The organism is Comamonas sp. B21-038 (assembly GCF_022387135.1).
Lineage (GTDB): Bacteria > Pseudomonadota > Gammaproteobacteria > Burkholderiales > Burkholderiaceae_C > Comamonas > Comamonas sediminis.
Window position 1 is genome coordinate 2,375,034 of sequence record NZ_CP092462.1, and the last position, 23,288, is coordinate 2,398,321.

Annotated in this window: 21 protein-coding genes; 9 read left to right on the plus strand and 12 right to left on the minus strand. The window is 64.5% G+C overall.

Annotated elements, in window-relative coordinates; genetic code table 11:
* Window positions 1-33: 33 nt before the first annotated feature.
* From MJ205_RS10820 to MJ205_RS10845, 6 genes are all read right to left on the minus strand, one after another.
* Window positions 34-1,338 carry an NtaA/DmoA family FMN-dependent monooxygenase gene (locus tag MJ205_RS10820; RefSeq protein ID WP_239812440.1) on the minus strand — a complete coding sequence of 435 codons (1,305 nt, stop codon included), beginning with the start codon at window positions 1,336-1,338 and terminating at the stop codon, window positions 34-36.
* 55 nt (window positions 1,339-1,393) lie between these two features.
* Complete coding sequence (locus tag MJ205_RS10825) at window positions 1,394-3,154, minus strand: dipeptide ABC transporter ATP-binding protein (protein WP_239812441.1); 1,761 nt, start codon at window positions 3,152-3,154, stop codon at window positions 1,394-1,396.
* On the minus strand, window positions 3,151-4,071 hold the full coding sequence (locus MJ205_RS10830; RefSeq protein WP_239812442.1) for an ABC transporter permease: 921 nt from the start codon (window positions 4,069-4,071) through the stop codon (window positions 3,151-3,153). The genes MJ205_RS10825 and MJ205_RS10830 overlap by 4 nt, the downstream gene beginning before the upstream one ends.
* Window positions 4,068-4,985, minus strand: a complete 918-nt coding sequence (locus tag MJ205_RS10835) for an ABC transporter permease (protein WP_239812443.1) — start codon at window positions 4,983-4,985, stop codon at window positions 4,068-4,070. Before MJ205_RS10835 ends, MJ205_RS10830 begins: the two co-directional genes overlap by 4 nt.
* Entirely contained in the window at window positions 4,982-6,520 is a 1,539-nt protein-coding gene (locus MJ205_RS10840; protein ID WP_239812444.1) for an ABC transporter substrate-binding protein, read from the minus strand. The genes MJ205_RS10835 and MJ205_RS10840 overlap by 4 nt, the downstream gene beginning before the upstream one ends.
* An 89-nt stretch (window positions 6,521-6,609) precedes the next feature.
* Window positions 6,610-8,151 carry a rhodanese-like domain-containing protein gene (locus tag MJ205_RS10845; RefSeq protein WP_239812445.1) on the minus strand — a complete coding sequence of 514 codons (1,542 nt, stop codon included), beginning with the start codon at window positions 8,149-8,151 and terminating at the stop codon, window positions 6,610-6,612.
* A gap of 246 nt (window positions 8,152-8,397) precedes the next feature.
* Here MJ205_RS10845 and MJ205_RS10850 point away from each other — a divergent pair, with 246 nt between their 5' ends.
* Window positions 8,398-10,065 (plus strand): phosphoethanolamine transferase, encoded by a 1,668-nt coding sequence (locus MJ205_RS10850; protein WP_239812446.1) that lies wholly within the window; start codon window positions 8,398-8,400, stop codon window positions 10,063-10,065.
* 24 nt (window positions 10,066-10,089) lie between these two features.
* On the opposite strand, the gene MJ205_RS10855 is transcribed toward MJ205_RS10850, so the two are convergent.
* Window positions 10,090-11,307, minus strand: coding sequence for a sensor histidine kinase (locus MJ205_RS10855; protein ID WP_239812447.1), 1,218 nt, complete (start codon window positions 11,305-11,307; stop codon window positions 10,090-10,092).
* A 30-nt stretch (window positions 11,308-11,337) separates the two neighbouring features.
* On the minus strand, window positions 11,338-12,027 hold the full coding sequence (locus MJ205_RS10860) for a response regulator transcription factor (protein WP_239812448.1): 690 nt from the start codon (window positions 12,025-12,027) through the stop codon (window positions 11,338-11,340).
* 796 nt (window positions 12,028-12,823) lie between these two features.
* On the opposite strand from MJ205_RS10860, the gene MJ205_RS10865 reads away from it, so the two are divergent.
* On the plus strand, window positions 12,824-12,976 hold the full coding sequence (locus MJ205_RS10865) for a hypothetical protein (RefSeq protein ID WP_239812449.1): 153 nt from the start codon (window positions 12,824-12,826) through the stop codon (window positions 12,974-12,976).
* 69 nt (window positions 12,977-13,045) lie between these two features.
* Here MJ205_RS10865 and MJ205_RS10870 read toward each other — a convergent pair whose 3' ends face one another.
* The 4 genes from MJ205_RS10870 to ku all read right to left on the minus strand — a co-directional run bounded on the left by MJ205_RS10870 (window position 13,046) and on the right by ku (window position 17,346).
* A complete protein-coding gene (locus MJ205_RS10870; protein ID WP_239812450.1) occupies window positions 13,046-13,216 on the minus strand; it encodes a hypothetical protein in 171 nt (56 codons plus the stop codon).
* A 142-nt stretch (window positions 13,217-13,358) separates the two neighbouring features.
* Window positions 13,359-13,553 carry a hypothetical protein gene (locus MJ205_RS10875; RefSeq protein WP_239812451.1) on the minus strand — a complete coding sequence of 65 codons (195 nt, stop codon included), beginning with the start codon at window positions 13,551-13,553 and terminating at the stop codon, window positions 13,359-13,361.
* A gap of 203 nt (window positions 13,554-13,756) precedes the next feature.
* A complete protein-coding gene (gene ligD, locus MJ205_RS10880; protein WP_239812452.1) occupies window positions 13,757-16,306 on the minus strand; it encodes a DNA ligase D in 2,550 nt (849 codons plus the stop codon).
* Window positions 16,307-16,329: 23 nt separating this feature from the next.
* Window positions 16,330-17,346 carry a non-homologous end joining protein Ku gene (gene ku / locus MJ205_RS10885; protein ID WP_239812453.1) on the minus strand — a complete coding sequence of 339 codons (1,017 nt, stop codon included), beginning with the start codon at window positions 17,344-17,346 and terminating at the stop codon, window positions 16,330-16,332.
* A 298-nt stretch (window positions 17,347-17,644) separates the two neighbouring features.
* Here ku and MJ205_RS10890 point away from each other — a divergent pair, with 298 nt between their 5' ends.
* From MJ205_RS10890 to MJ205_RS10920, 7 genes are all read left to right on the plus strand, one after another.
* A complete protein-coding gene (locus MJ205_RS10890) occupies window positions 17,645-17,857 on the plus strand; it encodes a hypothetical protein (RefSeq protein WP_239812454.1) in 213 nt (70 codons plus the stop codon).
* A gap of 42 nt (window positions 17,858-17,899) precedes the next feature.
* On the plus strand, window positions 17,900-18,667 hold the full coding sequence (gene otsB / locus MJ205_RS10895; protein WP_239812455.1) for a trehalose-phosphatase: 768 nt from the start codon (window positions 17,900-17,902) through the stop codon (window positions 18,665-18,667).
* Window positions 18,664-20,097 (plus strand): alpha,alpha-trehalose-phosphate synthase (UDP-forming), encoded by a 1,434-nt coding sequence (locus MJ205_RS10900; protein ID WP_239812456.1) that lies wholly within the window; start codon window positions 18,664-18,666, stop codon window positions 20,095-20,097. The genes otsB and MJ205_RS10900 overlap by 4 nt, the downstream gene beginning before the upstream one ends.
* A gap of 167 nt (window positions 20,098-20,264) precedes the next feature.
* The gene (locus tag MJ205_RS10905; protein WP_239812457.1) at window positions 20,265-21,251 is read left to right on the plus strand and encodes an acyl-CoA dehydrogenase family protein; all 987 of its coding nucleotides are present in this window, start codon (window positions 20,265-20,267) and stop codon (window positions 21,249-21,251) included.
* Entirely contained in the window at window positions 21,239-21,997 is a 759-nt protein-coding gene (locus tag MJ205_RS10910) for a PIG-L deacetylase family protein (protein WP_239812458.1), read from the plus strand. The genes MJ205_RS10905 and MJ205_RS10910 overlap by 13 nt, the downstream gene beginning before the upstream one ends.
* A complete protein-coding gene (locus tag MJ205_RS10915) occupies window positions 21,994-22,572 on the plus strand; it encodes a methyltransferase domain-containing protein (RefSeq protein WP_239812459.1) in 579 nt (192 codons plus the stop codon). The genes MJ205_RS10910 and MJ205_RS10915 overlap by 4 nt, the downstream gene beginning before the upstream one ends.
* 10 nt (window positions 22,573-22,582) lie before the next feature.
* Window positions 22,583-23,254: a glycosyltransferase gene (locus MJ205_RS10920; RefSeq protein ID WP_239812460.1), complete on the plus strand. Its 672-nt coding sequence runs from the start codon at window positions 22,583-22,585 to the stop codon at window positions 23,252-23,254.
* Window positions 23,255-23,288: the final 34 nt, after the last annotated feature.

The window sequence follows — 23,288 nt, forward strand, 5'->3', positions numbered from 1 at the left end:
GGCCGGGCCCGGCGGGGGTGTTGTAAGAGGGGCTCAGGCCGCAGCCAGCCCCAGGTTGCCGCGCAAGGTGCTGGCGTTATAGCTGTCGCGGTAGACCCCTGCCTTGCGCAGCAGCGGCACCACCTGGTCGACAAAGTCCTCCAGCCCCGAGGGCAGCACGTCATGCATCAGGTTGAAGCCATCGATGGCGCCACTGCGGAACCAGGTCAGCATGTAGTCGGCCACCTGCTCTGGCGTGCCGACGATGGTGTTGTGGTTGCTGCCGCCGCCGTTTTGCGCGCGGATCAGCTCGCGCACCGTCCAGCCATGGCTGCGCGCCTTGTCCAGCACATTCTTCGCAAAGGTGGTCATGCCGTTGCCTGGCAGTTGCAGGTCAGCGGGCAGCGGCTGGTCCAGGTCGGCATGGCCAAAGCGGGTCTGCAGCAGGTCGGACAGGTAGTTGAGCCCCTGCTCGATGGGCACCAGGTCGGCCAGCGCCTGGGCGCGCTGCTGCGCAGCCTGTTCGGTGCCGCCCAGCACGGTGACCAGGCCGGGGAACACCTTGACGGCGCTGGTGGCACGGCCGAGCGCCTTCAGCCGGGTATCCAACGCCTGGCGGTAGCCTTGCGCCTGCGCCAGCGACGGCGCCAACGTAAACACCGCATCGGCATGCTGGGCGGCCAGGTCCAGGCCGGCATCCGAGCCGCCGGCCTGCACCACCAGCGGCCGGCCTTGCGGGCTGGGCGGCACGTTGATGGGCCCTTCGACCGAGAAGAACTCGCCGTGGTGCGCGATCGGATGGATCTGCGCCGGGTCAAAGTACTGGCCCGTTGCGCGGTCGGCCACAATGCCGCCGGGGCCCCAGCTGGCCCACAGGTCCTTGAGCACCTGGCTGAACTCCGCCGCGCGCCGGTAGCGGTCGGCATGCGCCAGCGGCGCGCTGCGGCCAAAGTTGCGCGCAGCCTCGACATCGGCCGAGGTGACGATGTTCACCCCCGAGCGCCCGCCACTGACCAGATCCAGCGATGCAAAGCGCCGCGCAATGTTGAAGGGCTCGTTGTACGACGAAGACACCGTCGCCAACAGGCCGATGTGCTGGGTCTTCGCGGCGATGAGGGTCAGCAGGATGCTGGGCTCGATGGCCGGAAACGGGCGGTGCAGACTGTTGCCGGGGAAGGCCGCGCGGTCCGAGAAGAACACCGCGTCAAAGCCGCCCCGCTCTGCCGTCTGGGCCAGGCGGACAAAATAGTCGGGCGTTACCGGCCACAGCGGGTCGTTCTGCGGCCACAGCCAGGCAGCGGCATGGGCGCCTGCACCATAGATATTGAGGTTGAGATGAAGTTGGGTGGGCAGGCTCATCGTGTTCTACACACTGTGGGAATCAAAAAGAAATCAGCGCAAGCACGGCGCGGCATCAGGCCACCCGGGCCAGCGCGGCGCCGGCCGGCGCAGCCGGGCGGGTCTTGAAGCGGCTGCGCGCCGGGTCGATGTCGAGCATCGCATCGAGCAGGCTGCGGGTGTAGGCGTGGCGCGGCGCGCCAAAGATCTGGTCACGCGGGCCGGCTTCCACCACCCGGCCCTTTTCCAGCACCACGATGTCGTCCGAGATCGCGTAGACGCTCTCCAGCCCATGGGCGATGAACACCATGCTCAGCTGCAGCTCCTTCTTGAGCCGCTGCAGCAGCGCCAGGATTTCGGCCTGCACCGAGACATCGAGTGCGGAGACGGGCTCGTCGCAGACCAGCAACTGGGGCTTCACGCTCAGCGCCCGCGCAATGCAGACGCGCTGGCGCTGACCGCCCGACAGCTCATGGGCAAAGCGGTCCAGGGCCGAGGCCGGCAGGCCCACCATCTCCAGCAACCGGGCCGCTTGCGCCCGCAGTTGCGCTGCGGTCCAGCCCGGTTGCTCGGCCAGCGGCTCGGTGATCAACTGGCCAATGCGCATGCGCGGGTTCAGCGATGCATACGGGTCCTGGAACACCATCTGGATACTGGCGCCTGCGCGCACTGCCGGGTCGCTCAGATCGGCGCCCTCAAAGCGCAGTTGCCCGCCATCGGCCTGCGCCAGGCCGGCAATGATGCGTGCCAGCGATGACTTGCCGCTACCCGACTCGCCCACCAGGCCCAGGGTGCGGCCGCGTTGCAGAGAGAATGACACGCTATCGAGCGCCAGGTGCTTCTGGGCTTTGAAATGCCAGGCGCGGGGCTGTTGGTAGTACTTGCTCACGGCATCAAGTTGCAGAATCGCTGGCGCTTGCTGCGCAGCCTGCGGCGCTGGCAAGCCGGCTGCCGCCAGCGGCTGGCGCGCCACCGCAGGAATGCGCGGCGCCAGCGCCAGCAACTGGCGCGTATAGGCGGCCTGCGGCCGGGCAAACAGCTGCTGCACCGGCGCAGACTCGACCATCTCGCCGTGGCGCATCACATGCACCTGGTCGGCTACCTGGGCGACGACCGACAGGTCATGGGTGATCAGCAGCACCCCCACATCGGACTGCTCGGCGGTGCGCACCATCAGCTCCAGCACCTGGGCCTGGACGGTGTTGTCCAGCGCGGTGGTGGGCTCGTCGGCAATCAGCAAGGCTGGCTCGCCCGCCATCGCAATGGCCAGCATCACACGCTGGCGCATGCCGCCCGAGAGCTGGAACGGGTAATCCTGCAGCAGCTGCGCCGGTCGGGGCAGGCCCATGCGGGCCAGCAGGTCAATGGCCTCGGCCCGGCGCTGGCGGCGCGTGAGCTGGCGCTTGTAGTACAGCACCTCTTCGATCTGGTCGCCAATGGTCAGCACCGGGTTCAGTGACGACAGCGGCTCCTGGAACACCATGCCCACGTCGGCCCCGCGCAGGCGGCGCCAATCGGCCTTGCCCAGCTGGCGCAGATCACGGCCATTGAGCAGGGCCTCATCCGCACTGAAGCGGGCATTGCCCGGCAGCAGGCCCAGCACGCTCAAGGCCGTCAAGGTCTTGCCAGAGCCGCTCTCGCCCACCAGTGCCACCACCTGGCTGCGTTGAACTTCCAGGTCCACGCCACGCACCAGGCGCAGCGGCTCGCCGCCATCGTGGGGTTGCAGCGTGACACCGGCATTGCGGTAGCGCAGAACCGTATCTGCCCGGCGGGTCTGCAGCACGGCGAGGCTGGGGGCGTTGGCCGCAGGGGCGAGGCTTGGGGCAGCAGTCATGGCAGGCGGGGGTCCAGGTAGTCTCTGAGCCAATCGCCCAGCAAGATGATGCTAAAGACGGTGGCCGTCAGCGCCACACCGGGAAAGGTGCTGATCCACCAGCTGGTCGCCAGCTGCTGGCGTCCGTCGGCCAGCATCTGGCCCCAGGAGATATCGGGCGGCTGGATGCCAAAGCCCAGAAAGCTCAGCGAGGACTCCGTCAGGATGACGGTGCCGATGTTCAAGGTGGCCACGACGACCAGCGCCGGCAGGATATTGGGCAAGATGTGGCGCAGCAGCAGGCGTGAGCTGCGCACACGGCTGACCCGCGCCGCCGCCACGAACTCCAGCTCCTTGACGCGCAGCACCTCGGCCCGCGCAATGCGGGTGTAGATCACCCAGTTGGTGAGCGCTATCACCACAATCAGCGGTGCCAGGCCCGCGCCGGCCACCAGGGCAACCACCAGCATGAACAGCATGGCCGGAATCGCCAGGATCGCATCGACCACACGCATCAGCACCTGGTCCAGCCAGCCGCCGCGCAGCCCTGCCAGCACGCCGATGGCCACCCCGATGGCGCCCGAGAGCGCGACCGCCGCCAGCCCCACCACCACCGAGCTGCGCGCGCCATAGATGATGCGCGCCAGCATGTCGCGGCCCTGGCCATCGGTGCCCAGCGGATAGGCCCACTGGCCCTTGTCCAGCCAGACGGGCGGCAGGTAGCGCAGCGACAGATGGCGTTTGACCGGGTCGGCCAGCGGCAGCAGATCGGCGCCCAAGGTGGCCAGCAGGATCAGCAGCAGCAAGATGGCGCCAAAGCGGCCACTGCGGCTGCGCCACAGCGCGCGCAAAAAGTGCCGCAGGCGCGATGGCTGGGCCGCCACTGCGGGCGCATCGGCCTGCAGGGCCGTGCCGGTGTTCAGAACCACGCCGCTCATAGTTTCATCCTCGGATCAATCAGGCGGTAGACCACATCGGTAAGAAAGTTCACCAGCAAGGTCATCGCGGTGATCACCAGCACACTGATCTGGATCACCGCCATGTCCTTGGTGTTGATCGCCTGCACGATCAACTGGCCCAGGCCCGGCCAGGCAAAAATGGTCTCGGTCACCAGCGCCCCGCCCAGCAGCGCCACGACGTGCAGCGAGGTCATCGTCACCGTCGGAATCGCGGCATTGCGCAGCGCGTGCTTGCCGATCACCAGCCAGTCGGGGATGCCTTTGGCATAGGCGGTGCGCATGTAGTCCTGGCTCAAGGTCTCAAGCATGCTGGCCCGCACCAGCTTGGCCAGGTCCCCGGCAAAGGCGGTGCCCAGGGTCAATGCCGGCATCACCAGGTGCGCCCAGGTACCGCTGCCCGATACCGGCAGCCAGCGCAGGCTGACGCCAAACACCAGGATCAGCATGATGGCGACCCAGAAATTGGGCATGGCCTTGCCCAGCACGGCCACGCCGGAGACCGCATGGTCGACCCAGCTGCCGCGACGCAAGGCCGCTGCCATGCCGGCAGGCACCGCGATCAGCACGGCCACCAGCATCGATGCAGCGGCCAGCAGCAACGTGGCGGGCAGGCGTTCGAGCACGATGGGCAGCGCCGAACTGCCATAGCGGTAGGAGGTCCCAAAATCGCCATGCAGCAGGTTGCGCATGTAGTTGAAGTACTGCATGTGCACCGGCTGGTCCAGCCCCCAGGCGGCCACCATGGCCAGGCGGTCCGCCTCCGAGGCCTGGTCCGGGATCATCATCACGGTCGGGTCGCCGGCCAGAAACACCAGCGCAAACACGATCAGGGTGACCGTGAACAGCACCGGCACTGCCTGGAGCAGCAAGCGCCACAAGGCCGAGAAAATCATGCGCGCCGCACTTGTTCAGCCGGGATCATCTCGTCAAAGCGGCCGGCAAACTGCACCCGCTTGTTGACGCTGTAGATCGCCTTGGGGTAGAGCACGCCGATGCGGGCGCGGTCCTGCGTGATGATCTCCTGCGCACGCCAGATGATGGCCTGGCGCTCCTTCTCGCCCGTAGTGGCGGGCAGCTCGGCTGCCAAGCGCTCGAACTCGGCATTCTTCCAGTGCGGGTTGAAGCGCTTGAGCGAGCCCATGTTCAGGATGAAGGAGGCATCGGTGTAGGAGCCCATGCCCCAGAAGTAGATCTCGCCATGCGAGTCACTGCCCACACGCGCGTTGTAGATGCTCCACTCCTGCACTTCGAGCTGCGCATTGAGCCCCACATCCTGCAGGTAGCCGACAATGGCCTCGGAGACCTCGCGGTCCTTGATGTAGCGGCCACTGGGCGAGCCAAAGCGGATCTTCGCCCCCTTGGCGCCGGCCGCCTGGATCAGCTGGCGGGCCTTGTCGGGGTTGAAGGAGTTGGTTGCCGTCAGGCGGGTGTTGGCATTGGGAATCTCGGGCGGGAACAGGCCGCGCGTGGCGGTGGCGTAGCCATCGGCCACGACGTCGGCCAGTTCCTGCCGGTTGATCGCCAGGTCGATCGCCTCACGCACCCGCGCATCGTGGGTGACCACACCGGGCTCGGTACGCAGGTGCAAACCAAAGTTGCGCGCAATATTGAAGGCGACGATGCCGGTATCGGCATTGGACTTGAGACGGCCGATATCCTCGGGCGGAATGTTCACCGCCAGGTCCACCCCGCCGGACAGCGCCTCGGCCACCCGCGTCGCCGTCTCCGGGATCGCACGGATCACGACCCGTTCCCAATGCGGCGCCCCACCCCACCACTGCGGATTGCGCGCCAGCACCAGGCGGTCGGCCTTTTTCCACTCGACAAACCGGTAGGGCCCGGTGCCGATGGGCTTGGCAAAAAAGGCCTCTTCGCTGCCTGCGGCCTGGAAGGCATGCTGGGGCAGGATCGAGCCGCCATTGCCGACAAAGTTGTGCAGGAACAGCGGATCGGGCTTGCTGGTAACCAGGCGCACCCGGTGCGGTCCCAGCACCTCGACCTTCTCGACCGAGCGGAACTTCTCCACCGCGCTGAGCAGCTTGGGGTTGCCCTTCATGCGCTCGACGGTGAACTTCACATCGTCGGCGGTGAACGGTTTGCCGTCATGCCAGCGCACATCGCTGCGCAGCTCAAACACCCAGGTGCGCGGGTCTTCCTGCTTCCAGGACTGGGCCAGTGCTGGCGTGAACACCATCTTGCCGTTCGGAAACTCCTTGTTGACCAGGTATTCGTAGAGGTTGACCAGCGCCGACTGCGTGCTGTTGTTCTCGTGGTTGGCGGGGTCGAGCGACAGGATGTCGTTGCTCTGTGCAATGGTCAACGTCGTGGACCCTGCGGCAAAGGCGATCTGCGGCAGCGCAAAGGGCAGCGCGGCTACGCTGGCGGAGGCGGCGGCGTTTTTCAAAAAGATACGGCGGCTGGTAGGCATGGAGTGTTCGAATCAAAAAGAGAGGGAGAAAGAGGCTGCCAAGGGCCGCGCTACGGCCCCTGGCGAATGCAGGCAATGGAAGGCGCGGATCAGCGCAAACAGAACAGCGCCCGTTCCTGCGCATCGATCTGCGCGAGCAGGCCGGTTTCCCATTCCAGGTAGGCCTGTGCGGCCGCCTTGTTGCCGCTGTGGCGGTCATGCACAAAAAACAGGTAGTCGATGCGCTCGGCGTCGCTGGGCACATCGGCGCTGGCCACCACCTCCAGACCCGCATGCCGCCACTGCGCGGGCCCCTCGGTCAGCACCAGCGCGTTGCCGCCCACATCGCGTGCCGCGGCGGCCGCCAGCGCTGGCTCCGCCGTGATGAACACGGTGGGACGGGCACCATCGTTGCGCTGCAGCAGCGGCCGGATGGACCAGCGCGCGCCCGCAATATGGCCAGCGCGGTAGCTGGCGCTGTCGCGCAAATCGACCAGGTCATAGGCGCCAAGGTCTGCAGCCAGATCGGCACTGCGGATGCGGGGCAACGCCGCTGCGGCCGGCTGCACTGCGGGGATGGCAGGCAGCGCATCGGGCGTGGCCAGATAGGCCTCATGCCCCAGGCGGCGCAGCCAGACCGCCGTCATCGGCGCGCGCAGGCCGTCGGTATCCACCAGCACCAGGCGCGCATTGCGCGTTCCCAGGTACTGGTCGGTGGCCTGCACCAGCTGGCCGCCGGGCGCATGGGCCACCCCGGCGATCGGGCTGGCAGCAAATTCTTCGGGCGAGCGCACATCCAGCAGATAGGTGGTGCGTTCCGGATCGGCCAGCCAGGCAGCCAGGCCAGCCGCGCCGATCCGCTCCACCCCATGCTCGGCGCTCAGCTGGGCAAGACGGGCCGCTACCTCGGGTGCCGGTGCACGGCGGTGTTCGGGGTAGCTGCGGCTTTGGCCATGGTCGAGCGGCAGGTCGTTCAGATACCAGCCCTGGGTGCCGTTTTCCAGCGCATAGATGGGGTTGGGCAGGCCCAGATCGCGCAGGGTCTGCGCGCCCACAATGGAGCGGGTGCGGCCTGCGCAGTTGACCACCACCGTGGTTTGCGCATCGGGTATCAGGTCTGCATGGCGCAGCGCCAGCTCCCCATTGGGACAGCTGATCGCGCCGGGAATGCTCATCTTGTTGAACTCAGCCAGCGGCCTGCCATCCAGTACCACCAGCGGGTGGCCAGATGCCTGCCATTGCTGCAGCTGCCGCGCGCTGATATGGGGCGTGCCCAGCGCGGCCTCGGCCAGCTCACCAAAGGTTTTGGAAGGCAGGTTGACCCCCTTGAACAGCACCAGGCCAGCGGCCTGCCAGGCAGCCACCCCGCCCTCGGTGATGGACAGATCGCTGTAACCCCATGCGGCCAGGGCCTCTGCAGCGCGGCGGGCAACGCCGTTGCCGCCATCGATCAGGATGATGCGGGTGGACCGCCTGGGCACGAGGCGGTCGATATCGGCTTCCAGCCGGCTATAGGCCAGCGGAATCGCCAGGAACGGATGCCCCTCCCCAAACTCACCAGCTTCGCGCACATCCAGAAACGCGAACTCTTTGCCGTCCGCCAACAGGGCTTTCACGGACAGGGGACTCAGTGCTTGCATAAAAACCATCATCTCTCGGACACAGCCCCGGACGCAAAGGCGCCCGGGGGAGAGCTGCGATTGTGCGCAGGGGCCCACGCCGCGAAAACGAATTAAATCTACTTAGCATATTTGCTCAGTGACTATGGAGGTATTGCCAGCGTGTCCGGGTGCCGTCAAGAGGCTGCGTGCATAGTTGCCACGCCGCGTGATGCTTAACAACTTTCTGACACTTGGTTTTTGACACTGCACACACCGTTTATTCCCAGGAACCTGTGCGTGCCAAGACCTTTTACCTCCATACGATTGAACCCGGTGCAGCTCAGCTGGGTCGCCGCTCTTTTCTTTACCACGTTGGGAAACCTGGTGCTGTGGCAAACCTTGTTCGCGAAGGTGGAAGTCAACAGCCTGCACAGCCTGCTGTTCTTCCTCAGCCTGCCTGTTTTCCTTTTCTGCTTTTTGAATCTATTGCTCTCGCCTGTGCTGGCGCTGCCCTATGTGCGCAAGCCCATCCTGGTGTGCTTGGTGGTGGTCAGCGCAAGCTGTAGTTACTTCATGTACCACTACCAGGTGCTCATCGACCGCAGCATGGTTCAGAACTTCTTTGAGACCAACCAGGCGGAGTTCAGCTCCTATTTCTCCATTTCCCTGCTGCTCACCATCGTTGTACTCGGCGTACTGCCCGCAGCACTGATGGTGTCGATCCCGAGCAAAAGCCTGCCCAGCTGCTGGCACACTGCCTTTTGGTGGCTGGGCAATGTGGTGGTGGCAGCCACCATGCTGGCAACGCTGGCCATGCTGTTCTACAAAGACTACGCATCACTGCTTCGCAACAACCAGGAAATCCGAAGCCAGGTCCTCTTCTTCAACTTCGTCCACAACACCAACAGCTACCTCAAGCGCAAGCACCAGGCACGCTCCCAACCGATCCGGACCGTGGCAGAGGATGCACGGCGCACACAAAGCGCCGCCGACAGCCGACCCAAGCTCGTCATTGCCGTCATCGGCGAGACAGCGCGCGCGCAGAACTTCCAGCTCAACGGCTACCCGCGCGCGACAAACCCTGAGCTCTCTCAAAGAGATGACATCATCAGCTTCAAAAATGTGTCTTCCTGCGGCACGTCCACCGCCGTGTCGCTGCCTTGCATGTTTTCGCGCCTGAGCCGGCAGCAGTTCGACCAGGTCCGCGCAGCGACCGAAGAGAACCTGCTCGATGTGCTGCAACGCACCGGCGTGGACGTTTTATGGCGCAACAACAACAACGGTGGTTGCAAAGGGGTCTGCGCGCGCGTGCCCACCGACAACATGCCCAAAGTGAAGGTGGCCGGGCTTTGCGTCAACAAGGATGGCACCTGCTATGACGATGTGCTGCTGCACGAGCTGGACGCCCGCATCCAAGCGCTGCAAGGAGATGCGCTGATCGTGCTGCACCAGCTGGGCAGCCATGGCCCGACGTATTTTGAGCGCTTCCCTGCAGAAACCGCCAGCTTTCATCCTGTCTGCAATAGCAATCAGATTCAGAATTGCAGCAACGAAGCGCTTACCAACACCTACGACAACACACTGGTCTACACCGACCGCAAACTGAGCAAGGCGATTGCACTGCTGCAACGGCATGCGATGGTGCGCGATGTGGCGATGGTCTACCTCTCGGACCATGGTGAATCACTGGGAGAAAAGGGCATGTATTTGCACGGCACTCCTTACATCATTGCCCCTAAAGAGCAGACCCATGTGCCGCTGGTGATGTGGCTCTCACCAGAATTCGCCAAGAGCAGCCAAGTGGATGTCTCCTGCCTGCGCCAGAATGCGGACAGCGCGCACTACAGCCACGACCATTTCTACCACTCCATGCTGGGGCTCTTCAACATCGAAACCAGTGTCTACCAGCCGCATCTCGACCTGTTCTCGCCTTGCCGTGTGGCTGCCAACGCTCCCGGCTTTTGAGGGATGTGAGCCCAAGCACGCCCTCTACCACTCCAGACCAAAGCGACAACCTCGGCTGCTGCTGTGCACCACCATACGCCAGCCCAGGTGGGCCACCATGCGTTGCGCGATCGACAGACCCAGTCCTTGCCCACGGGCGCTTGCGCTGGGCGCAAAACGCTCAAAATGATGCGTGTCCATACCTGCAGGCAAGCCTGGCCCGGTGTCGGAGACCACCAGGCTGCGCGCACTGAGGGTAATACGCACTTCTCCACAGCTGGTGTATTGGCAAGCATTGCGCACCAAATTCCAGACCACGCTGCGCACCAATTCAGCGTTGGCGCTGGTTCGCGCCTCCGCCAATACATCCAGTACCAGCAAGAGAGGTTTATCGGCCACCCAGGGCTGGCAGCGGTCTACGCAATCTTGCACTAAGGGAAGCAGAGGGAGGACAGTGCGCGACAGCTTTTGCGGCTCCCGAGATAGCAGCAAATAGCTCTCCAGCTGCAACTCCATCTCTTGCGCCGTGCGCACAATGCGCGCAGCGCTGGCAGTCAGGGCACTGTCCTGAGGCAGTTGGTACACGAGTGTCTCCGCTGCACAAGCAACAATCGCCAGCGACGTGCGCAACTCATGGCTGGCATCACTCACAAAGCACTGCTCACGCTGTAGAAACTGTTCGGCCTCCTGCTGGCGTTGTGCAATGGCGCGCGCCAGCACCCCAATTTCATGGGTTTCATGGAGAAATGGAAACGACTTTTGCTTGCGCTGCAGGGCATAAACCAGATCGCTGATGGGCGCCACGGCTCGCTTGGATACCCAATGGCCTGCCCACGCTGCGCCCAGCAGGCACAGCACGATAGCCAGCAAGGCATATCCTGCAATAACGCGTTCAAAATAGCTGCGCCGAGCATCGGTATGAACGAGGAAGTACGGCTGCCCCTGGATGTCAAATACCAACAGGTGCCAGCGGCTTCCGTCAACTTTGTGGTAACCCACGCCATAGTGCCTGAATGACTCTGCCACGTTGCGCATGTCATAGAGCTGGTAGTCATCGGCCATGACGGGAGACTTGCCCTGCTGCATCGCACGCTGGATACGGTCCTTCTCCTGGTGCAAATGCTCCGAGATGATGCATTCTTTCCGCGCCTCTGCATCCAGCCACTCCGCAGCGGCGATCAGGGCCAGTGCCGCCAACATCAACAGGACAATGCCGCATGTGATGCGCACTTTTAGCGTCATCTGGTTGGCAAAACGCATCATGCTGACCACCTCCTCGGCAATCGATCAGGGCTATGCCGCGTCCTGGCCCCGGTCCAGGCTCCAGCCGATGCCGTGCACGGTTTTGATAAGAGCCGATGAGAAGTTCCTGCCAATCTGCTGGCGCAGATCATGGATATGGGTGCGCAAGGCATCACTTGCGGGGGGCTCATCACCCCAAAGCAGGTAGACCATCTCCTGCTTTCGGACCACAGCCGGTGCCGTGCGCATCAGGCAGAGCAGCAGCTTATGGGTCGTTGGCGTCAGGCTGATGTGCTGGCCCTGCCGCCAGGCTTGCGGCAATTGGGTGTCCACCGTCAAATCCTCCCAGACCAAGCTGCCTTGCACCAGCCGGCACTGGGCGCGGCGCACTATGGCCTGGATACGGGCATGCAGCTCTTGCAAAGAGAAGGGTTTGACGAGGTAGTCATCGGCCCCTTGTGCCAAGCCGCGCACGCGGTCATCGACGCTGGCCTGCGCCGTGAGCATCAGCACCGGAACCGGGTTTTGGAACTCTTGGCGCAACCTTCGGCACAGCGCGAGACCGTCGAGTTGCGGCAGCGTCACATCCAGCAAGACAGCGTCGTAGTCATTCTGGGTCGCCGTCCTGAGCCCTGTCAGCCCATCGCGGGCATCGTCCAGCACATAGCCCAGCGGCTCCAAAAAGGCATACAGACAGCCCACCAGCTCGGGGTTGTCTTCCACAATCAGCACTCGGGTCATAGTCAATAGGCATTTGAAATTCTTGAATGATCTAGTCCCGGCAGACTGGGGAAGATGATTGAAGCTATTAAATCAATAGCAGCACAGAGGGTCTCGGTTACGTTTTAAAAAGAATCTGAAGTTATAGAGAATCCCGAAACTAGCGGCATTGCGCTGCAAGGCATGACTCTAATCTTTATTTATCGTTAATTTCTATTCGTTTTTGATTATTGATAAATTTAATGAAATTAGTTCAACTTGGGCTCACTGGGCTCTGCGTTGGTAGAGGCCTTGCTTGTTGACTCTGCACCACGCCGGGCCATCGCCGGGCCCAGGATCAGCAACAGCGCCAATGCAGCCCAAGCCGTTGCCAGCCAATGATTGGCCTGCAGACCCCCGCCATGCACCACCTGCCCTCGCAATGCCGGTGTTGAGCATCCCGACATACAGCGCTGCCGCGGCCTCCATCATCCAGCTCATCTAGTCCACGCCCCCCAACGATGATGGACGTCGCCAGCCCACCGCCGCTGCTAGCACCAAGTGCGTCGCCAATCCACCCGCTACCGCCAGCTCCCCATGCACAAACCCAGCAGGACGTGGGCGGACAGCATCCAATCCTAGCTTGTTACCAAGGCCGATGAAACGCAGCCCTGCTGTCTGACCAGACAGTCAAACCGCCGGGCGCTGCGTTGACGGCAGCGCACCGCCGGCCACTACAACCTTGCAAGCAACCCGACTACAGTCCCCAGGGCCTGGCAGCCTTAACCTGACAGGGCAGCGAAACAGATGCTGTGATTCCACTTTCAGGAGACCCCGAATGACCTACCAGCAGCAACCCAACCAGAACCCCAATGGCCAGCAACCTGCAGAAAAGCAGCAGGACCAGCAAAACCAGCAACGCCCTGCGCAGCAGCAGCAACAAGGCCGCGAACAGAACCAGCGCCAGCAAGAGCAGTCGCAGCAGCAATAACGCCTGTGCGGCAGCCTGTCTCAGGCACGCATGAAAAAGCCCGCAAATGCGGGCTTTATGTCGTGTCGCTTAGCGGCGAAATTGCGCTTGGTAATGCTTCAGTGCCAATTCCACATCCTGCAGACGATCATATTGCGGCGAGCCCAACAGGGGCTCCAGGTCCCGCAAACCAATCACTTCCAGTTCCAAACGCTCGTACTGCGCCTGTGTAGTCACAAGCAGGTCCTGTGCTTGTCGCATCAGACCCCCTTTCCACCCGAGCATAAACGATGCAAAAGTGTTTATATATTCAGGTTATTTACCTTAACGCTTTTCAAGCAGATTGCAAAGTTCTTTTACATATACCCACGCTGGCCACCGGTGCCTGGCACCGGTGCCCGGCTCACTCGTCGGGCAGCTTCCAGCTGCCGGCGGTAATCGGCCGGGTCAGCTGCTCGATTTTGGCGTCGATCAGCGACAGGCGGGCGTGTTCAATCGTACCTTCGGCCGGCAACTCAGCCAGCAGCTCCGCACCCTGGGCTTTCAGGGTGTCCAGATAGGCATCTTTTTCCTGGTCGTTTCCGGTTTGCGTAGACATCTCTGGCCTCCAATGCTTTATGGTGCAGAAACTGTAACAAAACTACCAAGAATTTCTAGTCAGAAAACACTAAATTACAGAGAGAACCCATAAATTCCTACAGGCCCATCGGAAAGCGCTGCGCAGTTATTTGACTGACGGATAGCCATTTCAATATCCATTCAACAGCCGAAAGACCGGCTGCTCGGCGCGCGCTGGCATCGTTAGCGCTGGGCTGCGGAATGCTCGGCCGAATAGCCGAGCTGCTTCATCGCTGCGGTGATCGACACGGCTGCGGCGCTGTAGCCATCCCAGGGTGCATTGCCCTTGCGAAAACGCTCTTCCACCGAGGTGATGGACCAGTGCGCGCCGCTCGAGACCCGATCCAGCTCAGCCCATTCGATAGGTACCGACACCCCCATCCCGGGCCGCGCCCGTGCCGACCAGGCGCTGACCGTGGTCGCGCCCCAGCCATTGCGCAGGTAGTCAACAAAGATCTTGCCTTTGCGGTTGCTGGGCCCGCTTTTCGCGACAAAGCGCTGCGCGATGGTCTCGCCCAGATGCTGCACGATCGCCTTGGAGAAACCCTTGACGGTGTCCCAGTCATGGCGCCGCTGGATCGGAACCACCACATGCAGGCCCTTGCCGCCGCTGGTCTTCAAGAAAGCAGACAGCCCCAGCTCCTGCAGCAGCACCCGCACCAGTTCTGCGCCCTCCTGCACCGCAGACCAGGGCACGCCCTCGCCGGGGTCCAGATCAAAGGTCATGCGGTCAGGCCGCAAGATCTTGTCGCGCTGGGCATTCCAGGTGTGAAACTCGACCACATTGAACTGTGCCGCCTGCAGCAGGCCCTGGATGCTGGCAATGCTCAGCAGCGGCGGATGCTCCGGATCCAGCGACTGGGGCAGCTGAACGATTCCCTCCATCTCGCGCGTCTGCAGATGCTTTTGGAAGAAATGCTCGCCCGCCACGCCGTCGGGCGTGCGCATCAGCGACGTGGGCCGGCCTTTGAGGTGCGGCATCATCAGCGGGCCGACCCGCTCGTAATAGCGCACCAGGTCCAGCTTGGTCACACCGGTGGAGGCGTCCATCACGCGCTCCGGGTGGCTGACCTCGATCGCTGCAGCGGGCGCAGGCTTTGCTTTTTGCGTTGGGGGCATCGTCGCACTATCCTCCCTGGTGATCTGGCGCGCAGGCTTGTCCTGCCGCAATCCATGGAAAACTGCCTGGCGCACCCGGCCTTGTGCCGTCCACCCGGCAAACGCGACTTCGGCGACCAGCATGGGCTTGACCCACTGCGCCTGGTAGTCAATGCGCTCAGGATCTGCAAAGGGGCAGATGCGCACCTGGATGCGCTCGAGCTGCCGGGTCAGCTCGCGCAGGCTGGCCTCATTGAAGCCGGTGCCGACATTGCCGGCATAGACCAGCCGCCCTTGGCCATCATGCACACCCAGCAACAGCGAGCCCAGCCCGGTGCGCGATCCCTTGGGAATGGTGTAGCCGCCAATGACGAACTCCTGCCGCTTCTGGCATTTGAGCTTGATCCAGTCGGCCGTGCGTCCCGCGTGGTAGGCGGCATCCTTGCGTTTGCCGATGATGCCCTCCATGCCCAACGCGCAGGACGAGGCCAGCAGCTGCGCCGCATCCCCTGCGAAAGCCTCACTGAGGCGAATCGCGTCGCCCAGTTGCTCGCTGGACTGCAGCGCCGCCTGCAAGGTCTCGCGCCGCGCCTGCCAGGGCTGTCCGCGCAAATCCTGGCCATCGGCAAAGGCCAGGTCAAACAGGTAGTAGACCAGCGGGGTCTGGGCGCTGCCATCGAACGCATTTTGCAGCAGCTGAAAATCGGGCAGCCCCTGGGCATTGAGTGCCACCACTTCCCCATCCAGCCAGGCATCGGCAAGCGGCAGCCGGCCCAGCGCTTGCGCCAGGCCGGGCATCTTCGCCGTCCAGTCCTTGCCATTGCGCGTCCACAGCTGAACCTGCGCACCCTTTTTCCGCGCCACCATGCGGTAGCCGTCAAACTTGAGTTCCCAGGCCCAATGCTCGGCGTCGGCAGGCGGGGCATCAACCAGCACGGCCAGCTGGGGCTCCAAGGTCTTGGGCAGCGGCGATGTCTTGGTCCTGGTACTCGCCGTCGCCTTCACCTTCACCTTCGCCTTGGCCTTGGGCTTTGCCGGAACAGCGGGCGTTGCACGCCCTGGGGCCTGGGCAGGCGGCAGCGGCGGCGCCAGGCCTGCCACGCTGTCGGGCTGGGCCTCGACCACCTCAAACTCCTCGGCACTGCGGGCAAAGTCGTCCGCCTCCTTGATCAGCAGCCAGGGCGGCTGCCGGTCGCTCTCCTTGCCCTTCATGCGCACGAGGGTCCAGCGGCCTTGCAGCTTGTGGCCTTGCAACTCAAAGTGCAGCTTGCCTTTGCGGTAGCCCTCCATCGGGTCGGCCAGCGGCGTCCACAGGCCCTTGTCCCAGACGATGACCTTGCCTGCGCCATAGTTGCCTGCGGGAATCTGGCCTTCAAAACGGTTGTAGGAAATGGGGTGGTCTTCCACCTGTACAGCCATACGCTTGTGGCTGGGGTCGAGGCTTGGCCCCTTGGGCACCGCCCAGCTTTTCATCACGCCGTCGAGCTCCAGCCGCAGGTCGTAGTGCAGATGGCTGGCCCAGTGTTTCTGGATGACGAACTGCAGCTGGCCGGCGACCGGTTCACCGCCCTCGGCCGGCTCGGGCGTGACCGCGAAATTGCGCTTGCTCTGGTATTTGGACAAGGAGCTGGGCATGCTGAAATCCTCCTACCAGCAGCTCAGGCGCTGCGGCGCCTTGGCGCAGCCTTGGCCGTCTTGGAAGTCTTGGATGCCTTCGCAGTGCCGGCCCGGCCCTTGCTTGCAGCGCGGGCAGACTGGGTGGCCGTGGCTGCCTTCTTCTTTGCCGGCGCCGCCTTGGGTTTGGACGCCGCCGGCGCAGGCTTGGAATCCCCGCCGGTTTTGGCGCCCGCTCCACCGGCCAGGCTGCGCTTGAGCAAGGCCGTCAGGTCCAGAATCTCGGCGCCTGCCGACAGCTCGGGCTTCTGCTCCACCTTGGCGACCTCTTCGACATCGCCCGATTTGACCTTGGCGTCGATCAGCTTGTGGATCTCCTCCGAGAACGAGTTGCGGAAGTCATCGGCATTCCAGGCCTGGGCCTTGTCCTCGATCAACGCGACCGCCATGTCCATCTCGGTGCTGGAAATGCCCGCCGCCTTGGCGGTCATCGGCGGCAGATCGAGCTGTTCGAACGAGCGGATATCGCCGCCCCAGCGCAGCAGGTTCAGCACCAGCGCCCGCCCGCAGGGCACCAGCACCGCCAGGTGCTGCTTGGTCTGGATCACCACCTTGGCCACGCCCACCTTGTTGGTCTTGCGCAGCGCTTCGCGCAACAGCGCGTAGACCTTCTCGCCGCGCTTGAGCGGCGCCGTGTAATAGGGCCGCTCCAGATAAATAAGCGGAATCTCGTCGGCATCGACAAAGGCCTCGATCTCGATGGTCTGCGTCGTCTTCGGAAACGCCGCGCTGATCTCCTCAGCACTCAGGATCACATAGCGTCCGTCCTCATACTCGACGCCCTTGACGATGTCGCTGCTCGCGATCTCCTTGCCGGTTCGCTTGTTGATGCGTTTGTAGCCCACCGGCTCCATCGAGCGCTTGTCGAGCCAGTCAAAGTCAATGCCCGAGTCGCGCGTGGCCGTGTACAGGCCGATCGGCACATGCACCAGCCCAAAGCTGATGGCGCCTTTCCAGATGGTGCGTGTCGATGTTGGAGCGTTCCCTTGCTGGTCTTTCATGCCTGCCTCCTGTGGTTCGCTCCAGTGTGAACGTCTGGCCCCGAACCCCGTGAGAGGAAATGACAACTTGCGCAGCAGACGCGGGACGACGGGCCTGCCGGAGAGGTCCCACAAGCCTGGCGAGGCCATCACAGCCACCACGCTGCACGGCGCAGTAACGCGCCCGCAGGACTCCAAGCGCGGGCGCACAAATCCTACAGACCTGCGGCGCTGGCCGGGTCAATCTACAGGACATGCGGTCCCCGCCCGTGGCGGCGCTGACCGTTGGACCATCCACCATTGATTTGAGGAGCGCACCATGGCCACTGCCCAACCCACCGGCGAACCCCGGAATTTCCCCGAAGACGAATCGATGGACCCGGTCGGCGAACCGTATCCCGAGCAGGAGCCGCTGACGCCCGAGCCCGGCGATGACCCGCCCCACCCGCCCTTCTCCCCGGACAACGAGCCCGACATTCCGCAGGACCCTGAAGCGGAGCGGGTCGTGAGCCCCGAGCCATTAGATCCCTGATATCCCCTCGCGCCGTTCCTGAACCTGTTGCAAAAGGCTGTGATGCCCACTGACCCGCTGATGCCGCCCTATCCGCAGCCGGATATGGCGCTTTTCCTTGACTTCGATGGCACCTTGGTGCCGCTGGCTGCAACGCCCGACAGCATCGTCGTGCCGCCGGGTCTGGTGCCGCTGCTGGAGCAGTTGCAGACCGTGCTGGGCGGCGCTGTGGCGATCATCTCCGGCCGCGAGATTGCCGCCGTTGACCGGTATGTCCATCCGCTGCGCCTGCCCTGCGCAGGCAGCCATGGTGCCGAGCGCAGGCGGGCAAATGGGCAGCAAAGCCAACTATTGGGCGATGGTCTGGAGCACATCGCTACTGCCTGTTGGCAACTGGCCGCGCGCCACCCTGCGTTGTTGGTGGAGCCCAAACCCAGCGGTGTGGCGCTGCACTACCGCCGCGATCCCACCCTCGAGCAGCAATGCCTGCGTGTGCTGGAGGCAGCCGTCGCAGGCCGCCCCGACTGGGTGCTGGTGCGTGGCAAATGCGTGATCGAGGCCCTGCCGGCAGGCATCAACAAAGGCGCCGCCATTGCGGCGTTCATGCAAGAGGCACCATTTGCAGGCCGCACGGCCTGCTTTGCAGGAGATGATGTGACGGATGAAACCGGTTTTTCAGTGGTCCAGCAGCAGCAAGGGGTGGCCATCAAGGTCGGGCCCGGCGCCAGCTGCGCCCGCTATCGGCTCGGCCGCGTACCCCAGGTCCATGCCTGGCTGCATACCGCCAGTGCGCAGCTCACTGCGCGGCACAGCCTGGAGGCGCGCGTATGAGCCGCCTGGTCATTGTCTCCAACCGCGTCGCAGACCCGCATGACACTGCGCCGGGCGGGCTCGCGGTGGCGCTGGAAGAGGCGCTGCAGCGCCAGGGCGGCCTCTGGTTTGGGTGGAGCGGTGCCGTCACCGACAGCGACACGCCGCAGATGCACTGCGAACAGTGGCATGACGTGACCCGGGTCACCACCGAGCTGCGCCGCCAGGACCATGACAGCCACTACGCCGGTTACTGCAACAACATGCTCTGGCCGGTGTTCCACAACCGGCTCGATCTGGCGGCCTTCGACGCGGGCTACTGGGATGGCTACCGCCGCGTCAACCAGCAGTTCGCCCGGCAGCTGCTGCCGCTGCTGCAGGAGGACGACGTGGTCTGGGTGCATGACTACCACCTGATCGGCCTGGCAGCGGAGTTGCGGGCGCTGGGCTGCCGCCAGCGGATCGGCTTCTTTTTGCACATCCCGTTTCCGCCACCGGTCATCTTCATGGCGCTGCCGCAGCACGAGGCACTGATGCAGTCCCTGATGACCTATGACCTGGTGGGGCTGCAGAGCAAACAGGACCTGCGGCATTTCAGCAGCTATGTGGTTGACCAGGCGCGCGGCCAGGCACGGCCTGGCGGCCACTTCCAGGCTTTTGGCAAACGCACCCGGTGCGAGTCGTTCCCGATCGGCATCGATGCCCAGGCCTTTGCGTCGCTGACCACGACCAGCGAGGCGCTGCAGGTCCATGCGACGATGCAACGCGAATACAGCCAGCGCCGGCTGGTGCTCGGCATCGACCGGCTCGACTACTCCAAGGGCCTGCCCGAGCGCATCTGCGCCTTCCGCGATCTGCTGGCCCGCCATCCGCAGCACCGGCGCAGTGCCACGCTGGTGCAGATCGGCTCGCCCACCCGCGAAAGCGTGCAGGCCTATGCGGAGATACGGGCACGGCTCGAGACCTTGTGCGGGGCCATCAATGGCGACTTCGGTGAGCTCGACTGGATGCCGGTACGCTACATCCACCAGGTGCTGACCCGCGCCCACCTGGCGGGTCTGTGCCGCGCCGCCGCTGTCGGCCTGGTCACCCCGTTGCGCGACGGCATGAACCTGGTCGCCAAGGAGTTTGTTGCCGCCCAGGATCCGGACGACCCCGGTGTGCTGGTGCTGTCCCGCTTTGCCGGGGCGGCTGAGCAGCTGCAGGAAGCGCTGCTCGTCAACCCCTACGACATTCATACGACGGCCAACACCATCGACCAGGCGCTGCAGATGCCGCTGGACGAACGCCTTGACCGCCACCGGCGGCTGCTGGCGCGCATCCAGGCCCAGGATGTGCATTGGTGGTGCAAGCGTTTCTTGGCAGCGCTTGCGCGGCCCACGACGTTCGGCATGCCGCCTCCCGCGCGCTACGCCTTCGAGCGCCATGCCACCGCGGTCAGCCGGCACTGACAAGGAGTCGGTGGGCCGTCCTTCCACGTCCACGCGGTATGCCATGCAGGATACATGGATGTGCATGTTTCCAGCCCCCGCCCCCGCTGTGCGGCCCCTGTCCGGTGCCGCAACGGGGCGGCCTCACAATGATTGATTCCGACGATATATCCGACCTCTTGGACCGCATGCCCCAGGCGGAACCCATGGCCCAGCTGCGTGCGCTGATCGACCAGCAGCTGGACCAGTTGCCGCTGCCCGGCCATGGCCAGACACTGAGCCGCTGGCAAGCGCTGGCGAGCGTAGCCGCCTGCAATTTGAGCCTGGCTAAACTCTATGAAGGCCATACCGATGCGCTGGCGATTCTCGCCGAACTGGGCGCCACGGCCCTGGCGGGCAACCAGACCTGGGCCGTATGGGGCGCAGAGCCGCCCGGCAACCAGGTGCAGGCAACGCCGCTGAACACCGTCCATCGCCTCGATCCCGGAAGCCCGGTCCAGTTGTCGGGCACCAAGGCCTGGTGCTCCGGCGCACGCAGTGTGGACCATGCGCTGATCACCGCCTGGCTTCCCGGCGCGAAACGCTGCCTGGTGGCGGTCGCACTGGACCAGCCAGGTGTCGAGGTTACCGGCGATGGCTGGGAAGCCGTCGGCATGGCCGCCAGCGCCAGCGTCGATGTGCGCTTGAAGAACGCATCGGGCACGCTGGTCGGCAAGCCCGGCGACTACCTGGCCCGCCCCGGTTTCACCCATGGGGGCGCCGGCGTTGCGGCCTGCTGGTATGGCGCCAGCACCCGCATCGCCGACTACCTGCTTGCCAGCGCCTGCACCAGCGAAGACCCGCATGCGCTGGCACACCTCGGTGCGGTCGATGTCGCACTCAGCAGTACCGCTGCGCTGCTGCGCGCCACTGCCGCCCGCATCGACACCCGTCCTGACCAGGGCTGGCACCTGGAGGTCAATCGCACCCGTCTGGCGGCCGAGTCGGCGGCGCAGCAGGTGTTGCGGCGTGTGCCGCGCGCGCTGGGCCCGGGGCCGCTGTGCAAGGACCGCCAGCTGGCGCTGCTGCTTGCCGATCTGCCGATCTTCATCCGCCAAAGCCATGCCGAGCGCGATCTGGCAGCGCTGGGCCAATCCATTACCGAACAGAAAGACACCCTTCCATGGAAGCTCTGATATCCCGTGAGATTTTCGGCGAAGGCACACCTGAACTGCAGTGGCAGCCCTGGCTGGCCCAGGCACCGCTGGCCGACGATCCCTTGTCCGGTCTGCTGCAAGGCTGCCAGCGGGTGGTCATCGTCTCCCCCCATCCCGATGATGAAATCCTGGCGACCGCCGGCATCATGCAGCACTGTGCCGATAGCGGATTGCCCTGCACGGTGATCGCCGTCACCTCCGGCGAGGCCAGCCACCCTGGTTCGCGCCTGTGGACGCCCGACCAGCTGGCCCAGGCCCGCGAGCGGGAAAGCGCGCAGGCACTGGCGCTGCTATGCCCCGGCAGCCAGATCATCCACCTGCGCATTCCCGACGGCCAGGTGCAGGACCACCAGCCCCAGCTGGAGTCGCGCCTGCAGCAACTGCTGCGGCCGACCGATGCGGTGTTCTGCCCCTGGCGCTACGACGGCCACCCTGACCACGAGGCGACCGGCGAGGCCTGCGCTGCGGCGGCCCAGGAAGTCGGCAGCCGCCGGTTCGAGGTGCCGATCTGGACCTGGCACTGGGCCAGCCCGGGCGATGTGCGGGTTCCCTGGCAGCAGGCCGTGCGCATTCCGCTCAGCGCTGAGCAGCTGGACCGCAAATGCCTGGCCGTGTCCTGCTTCCGCACCCAGCTTCTGCCCGATCCGTCGACCGGCCGGCCTGCCATCCTGCCCCGCTGGGCCACGGCGCGCCTGCTGCGCAACTTCGAGGTGGTACTGCGATGAGCCAGCGCCAGCATTTTGAGTCTTTGTACCAGGCCTGTGCGGATCCCTGGAACGTGCAAACCGCGTGGTACGAGCGGCGCAAACGGCAGTTGCTGCTGGCTGCGCTTCCGCGCGAGCGCTACCGCCACGCGTTCGAGCCAGGCTGCGGCAATGGTGAAATGACGATAGCGCTGCTGGACCGCTGCGACCAGCTGGTCGCCGCCGACTTCTCCGAGTCCGCGATCCTGCTGTGCAATGCGCGCATCCAGCGCGAAAGCCGGCGGGACCTGCATCTGCAAAAGCTGGAGGTGCCCCGGCAGTGGCCGCAGGTGCCCGAAGGCGGCTTTGACCTGCTGGTGGTGTCCGAACTGGCTTATTACCTCAGCGACTCGGAGCTGGGGCTTTTCAGCGAGCGCTGCCTGCAATCGCTGGCGCCCGGCGGCCATTGGCTGATGTGCCACTGGCGCCACGAGGCCGCTGACCTGTTACAGGCCGCAGACACGCTGCATGCGCAGATGGGCGCCAATACCGCGCTGCGCAGCCTGGTTGAGCACCGCGAACCCGATTTCTTGCTGGACGTCTGGGAAAAACTCTAGAGGGCACACCATGATTGGCATCTGTATACCTGCACATGACGAAGAGGACCTGGTGGAGGCCTGCCTGCACAGCGTCCTGACGGCGGCCGCGCACCCCGACCTGGGCGGCGAAGCTGTCAAGGTAGTGGTCGTGCTCGACAGTTGCACGGACGGCACCGCTGCGTTGGTGGCGAAATGGCCGGTCATCGCCTTGTCAGTGGACGCACACAACGTCGGCCGTGCCCGGGCCGCAGGCGCCCGCCATCTGCTGCACCACCAGGCCCGCTGGCTGGCCTTCACCGACGCGGACACCTGTGTCGCACCCGACTGGCTCGCAGCGCAACTTTCGCTGGGCGCCGATGTCGTCTGCGGCACGGTCGAGGTCGACAGCTGGGCCGCCCATGGGCTGCAGGCCCAGGCCGCGCGCAGCCGCTTCGAAGCCAGTTACCAGGACCGCGAAGGGCACCGGCATGTGCACGGCGCCAATCTCGCGCTGTCTGCCAGCTGTTACCTGCAGGCCGGGGGTTTTGATGCCCGCGAATGCGGCGAAGACCAGGCGCTGGTGGACAGGCTGGAAGCACTGGGCGCCCATATCGCCTGGACGGCACGGCCGCGCGTTCTGACGAGCGGCCGTCCTTTCTCGCGCGTCGAACATGGCTTTGCCGGTGCCATCCGGCTCCATCCGGCGCAGGCGCTGCGCTGAACGCGCCAGCCTGCCCTTTTGAACCTGCCGCCCC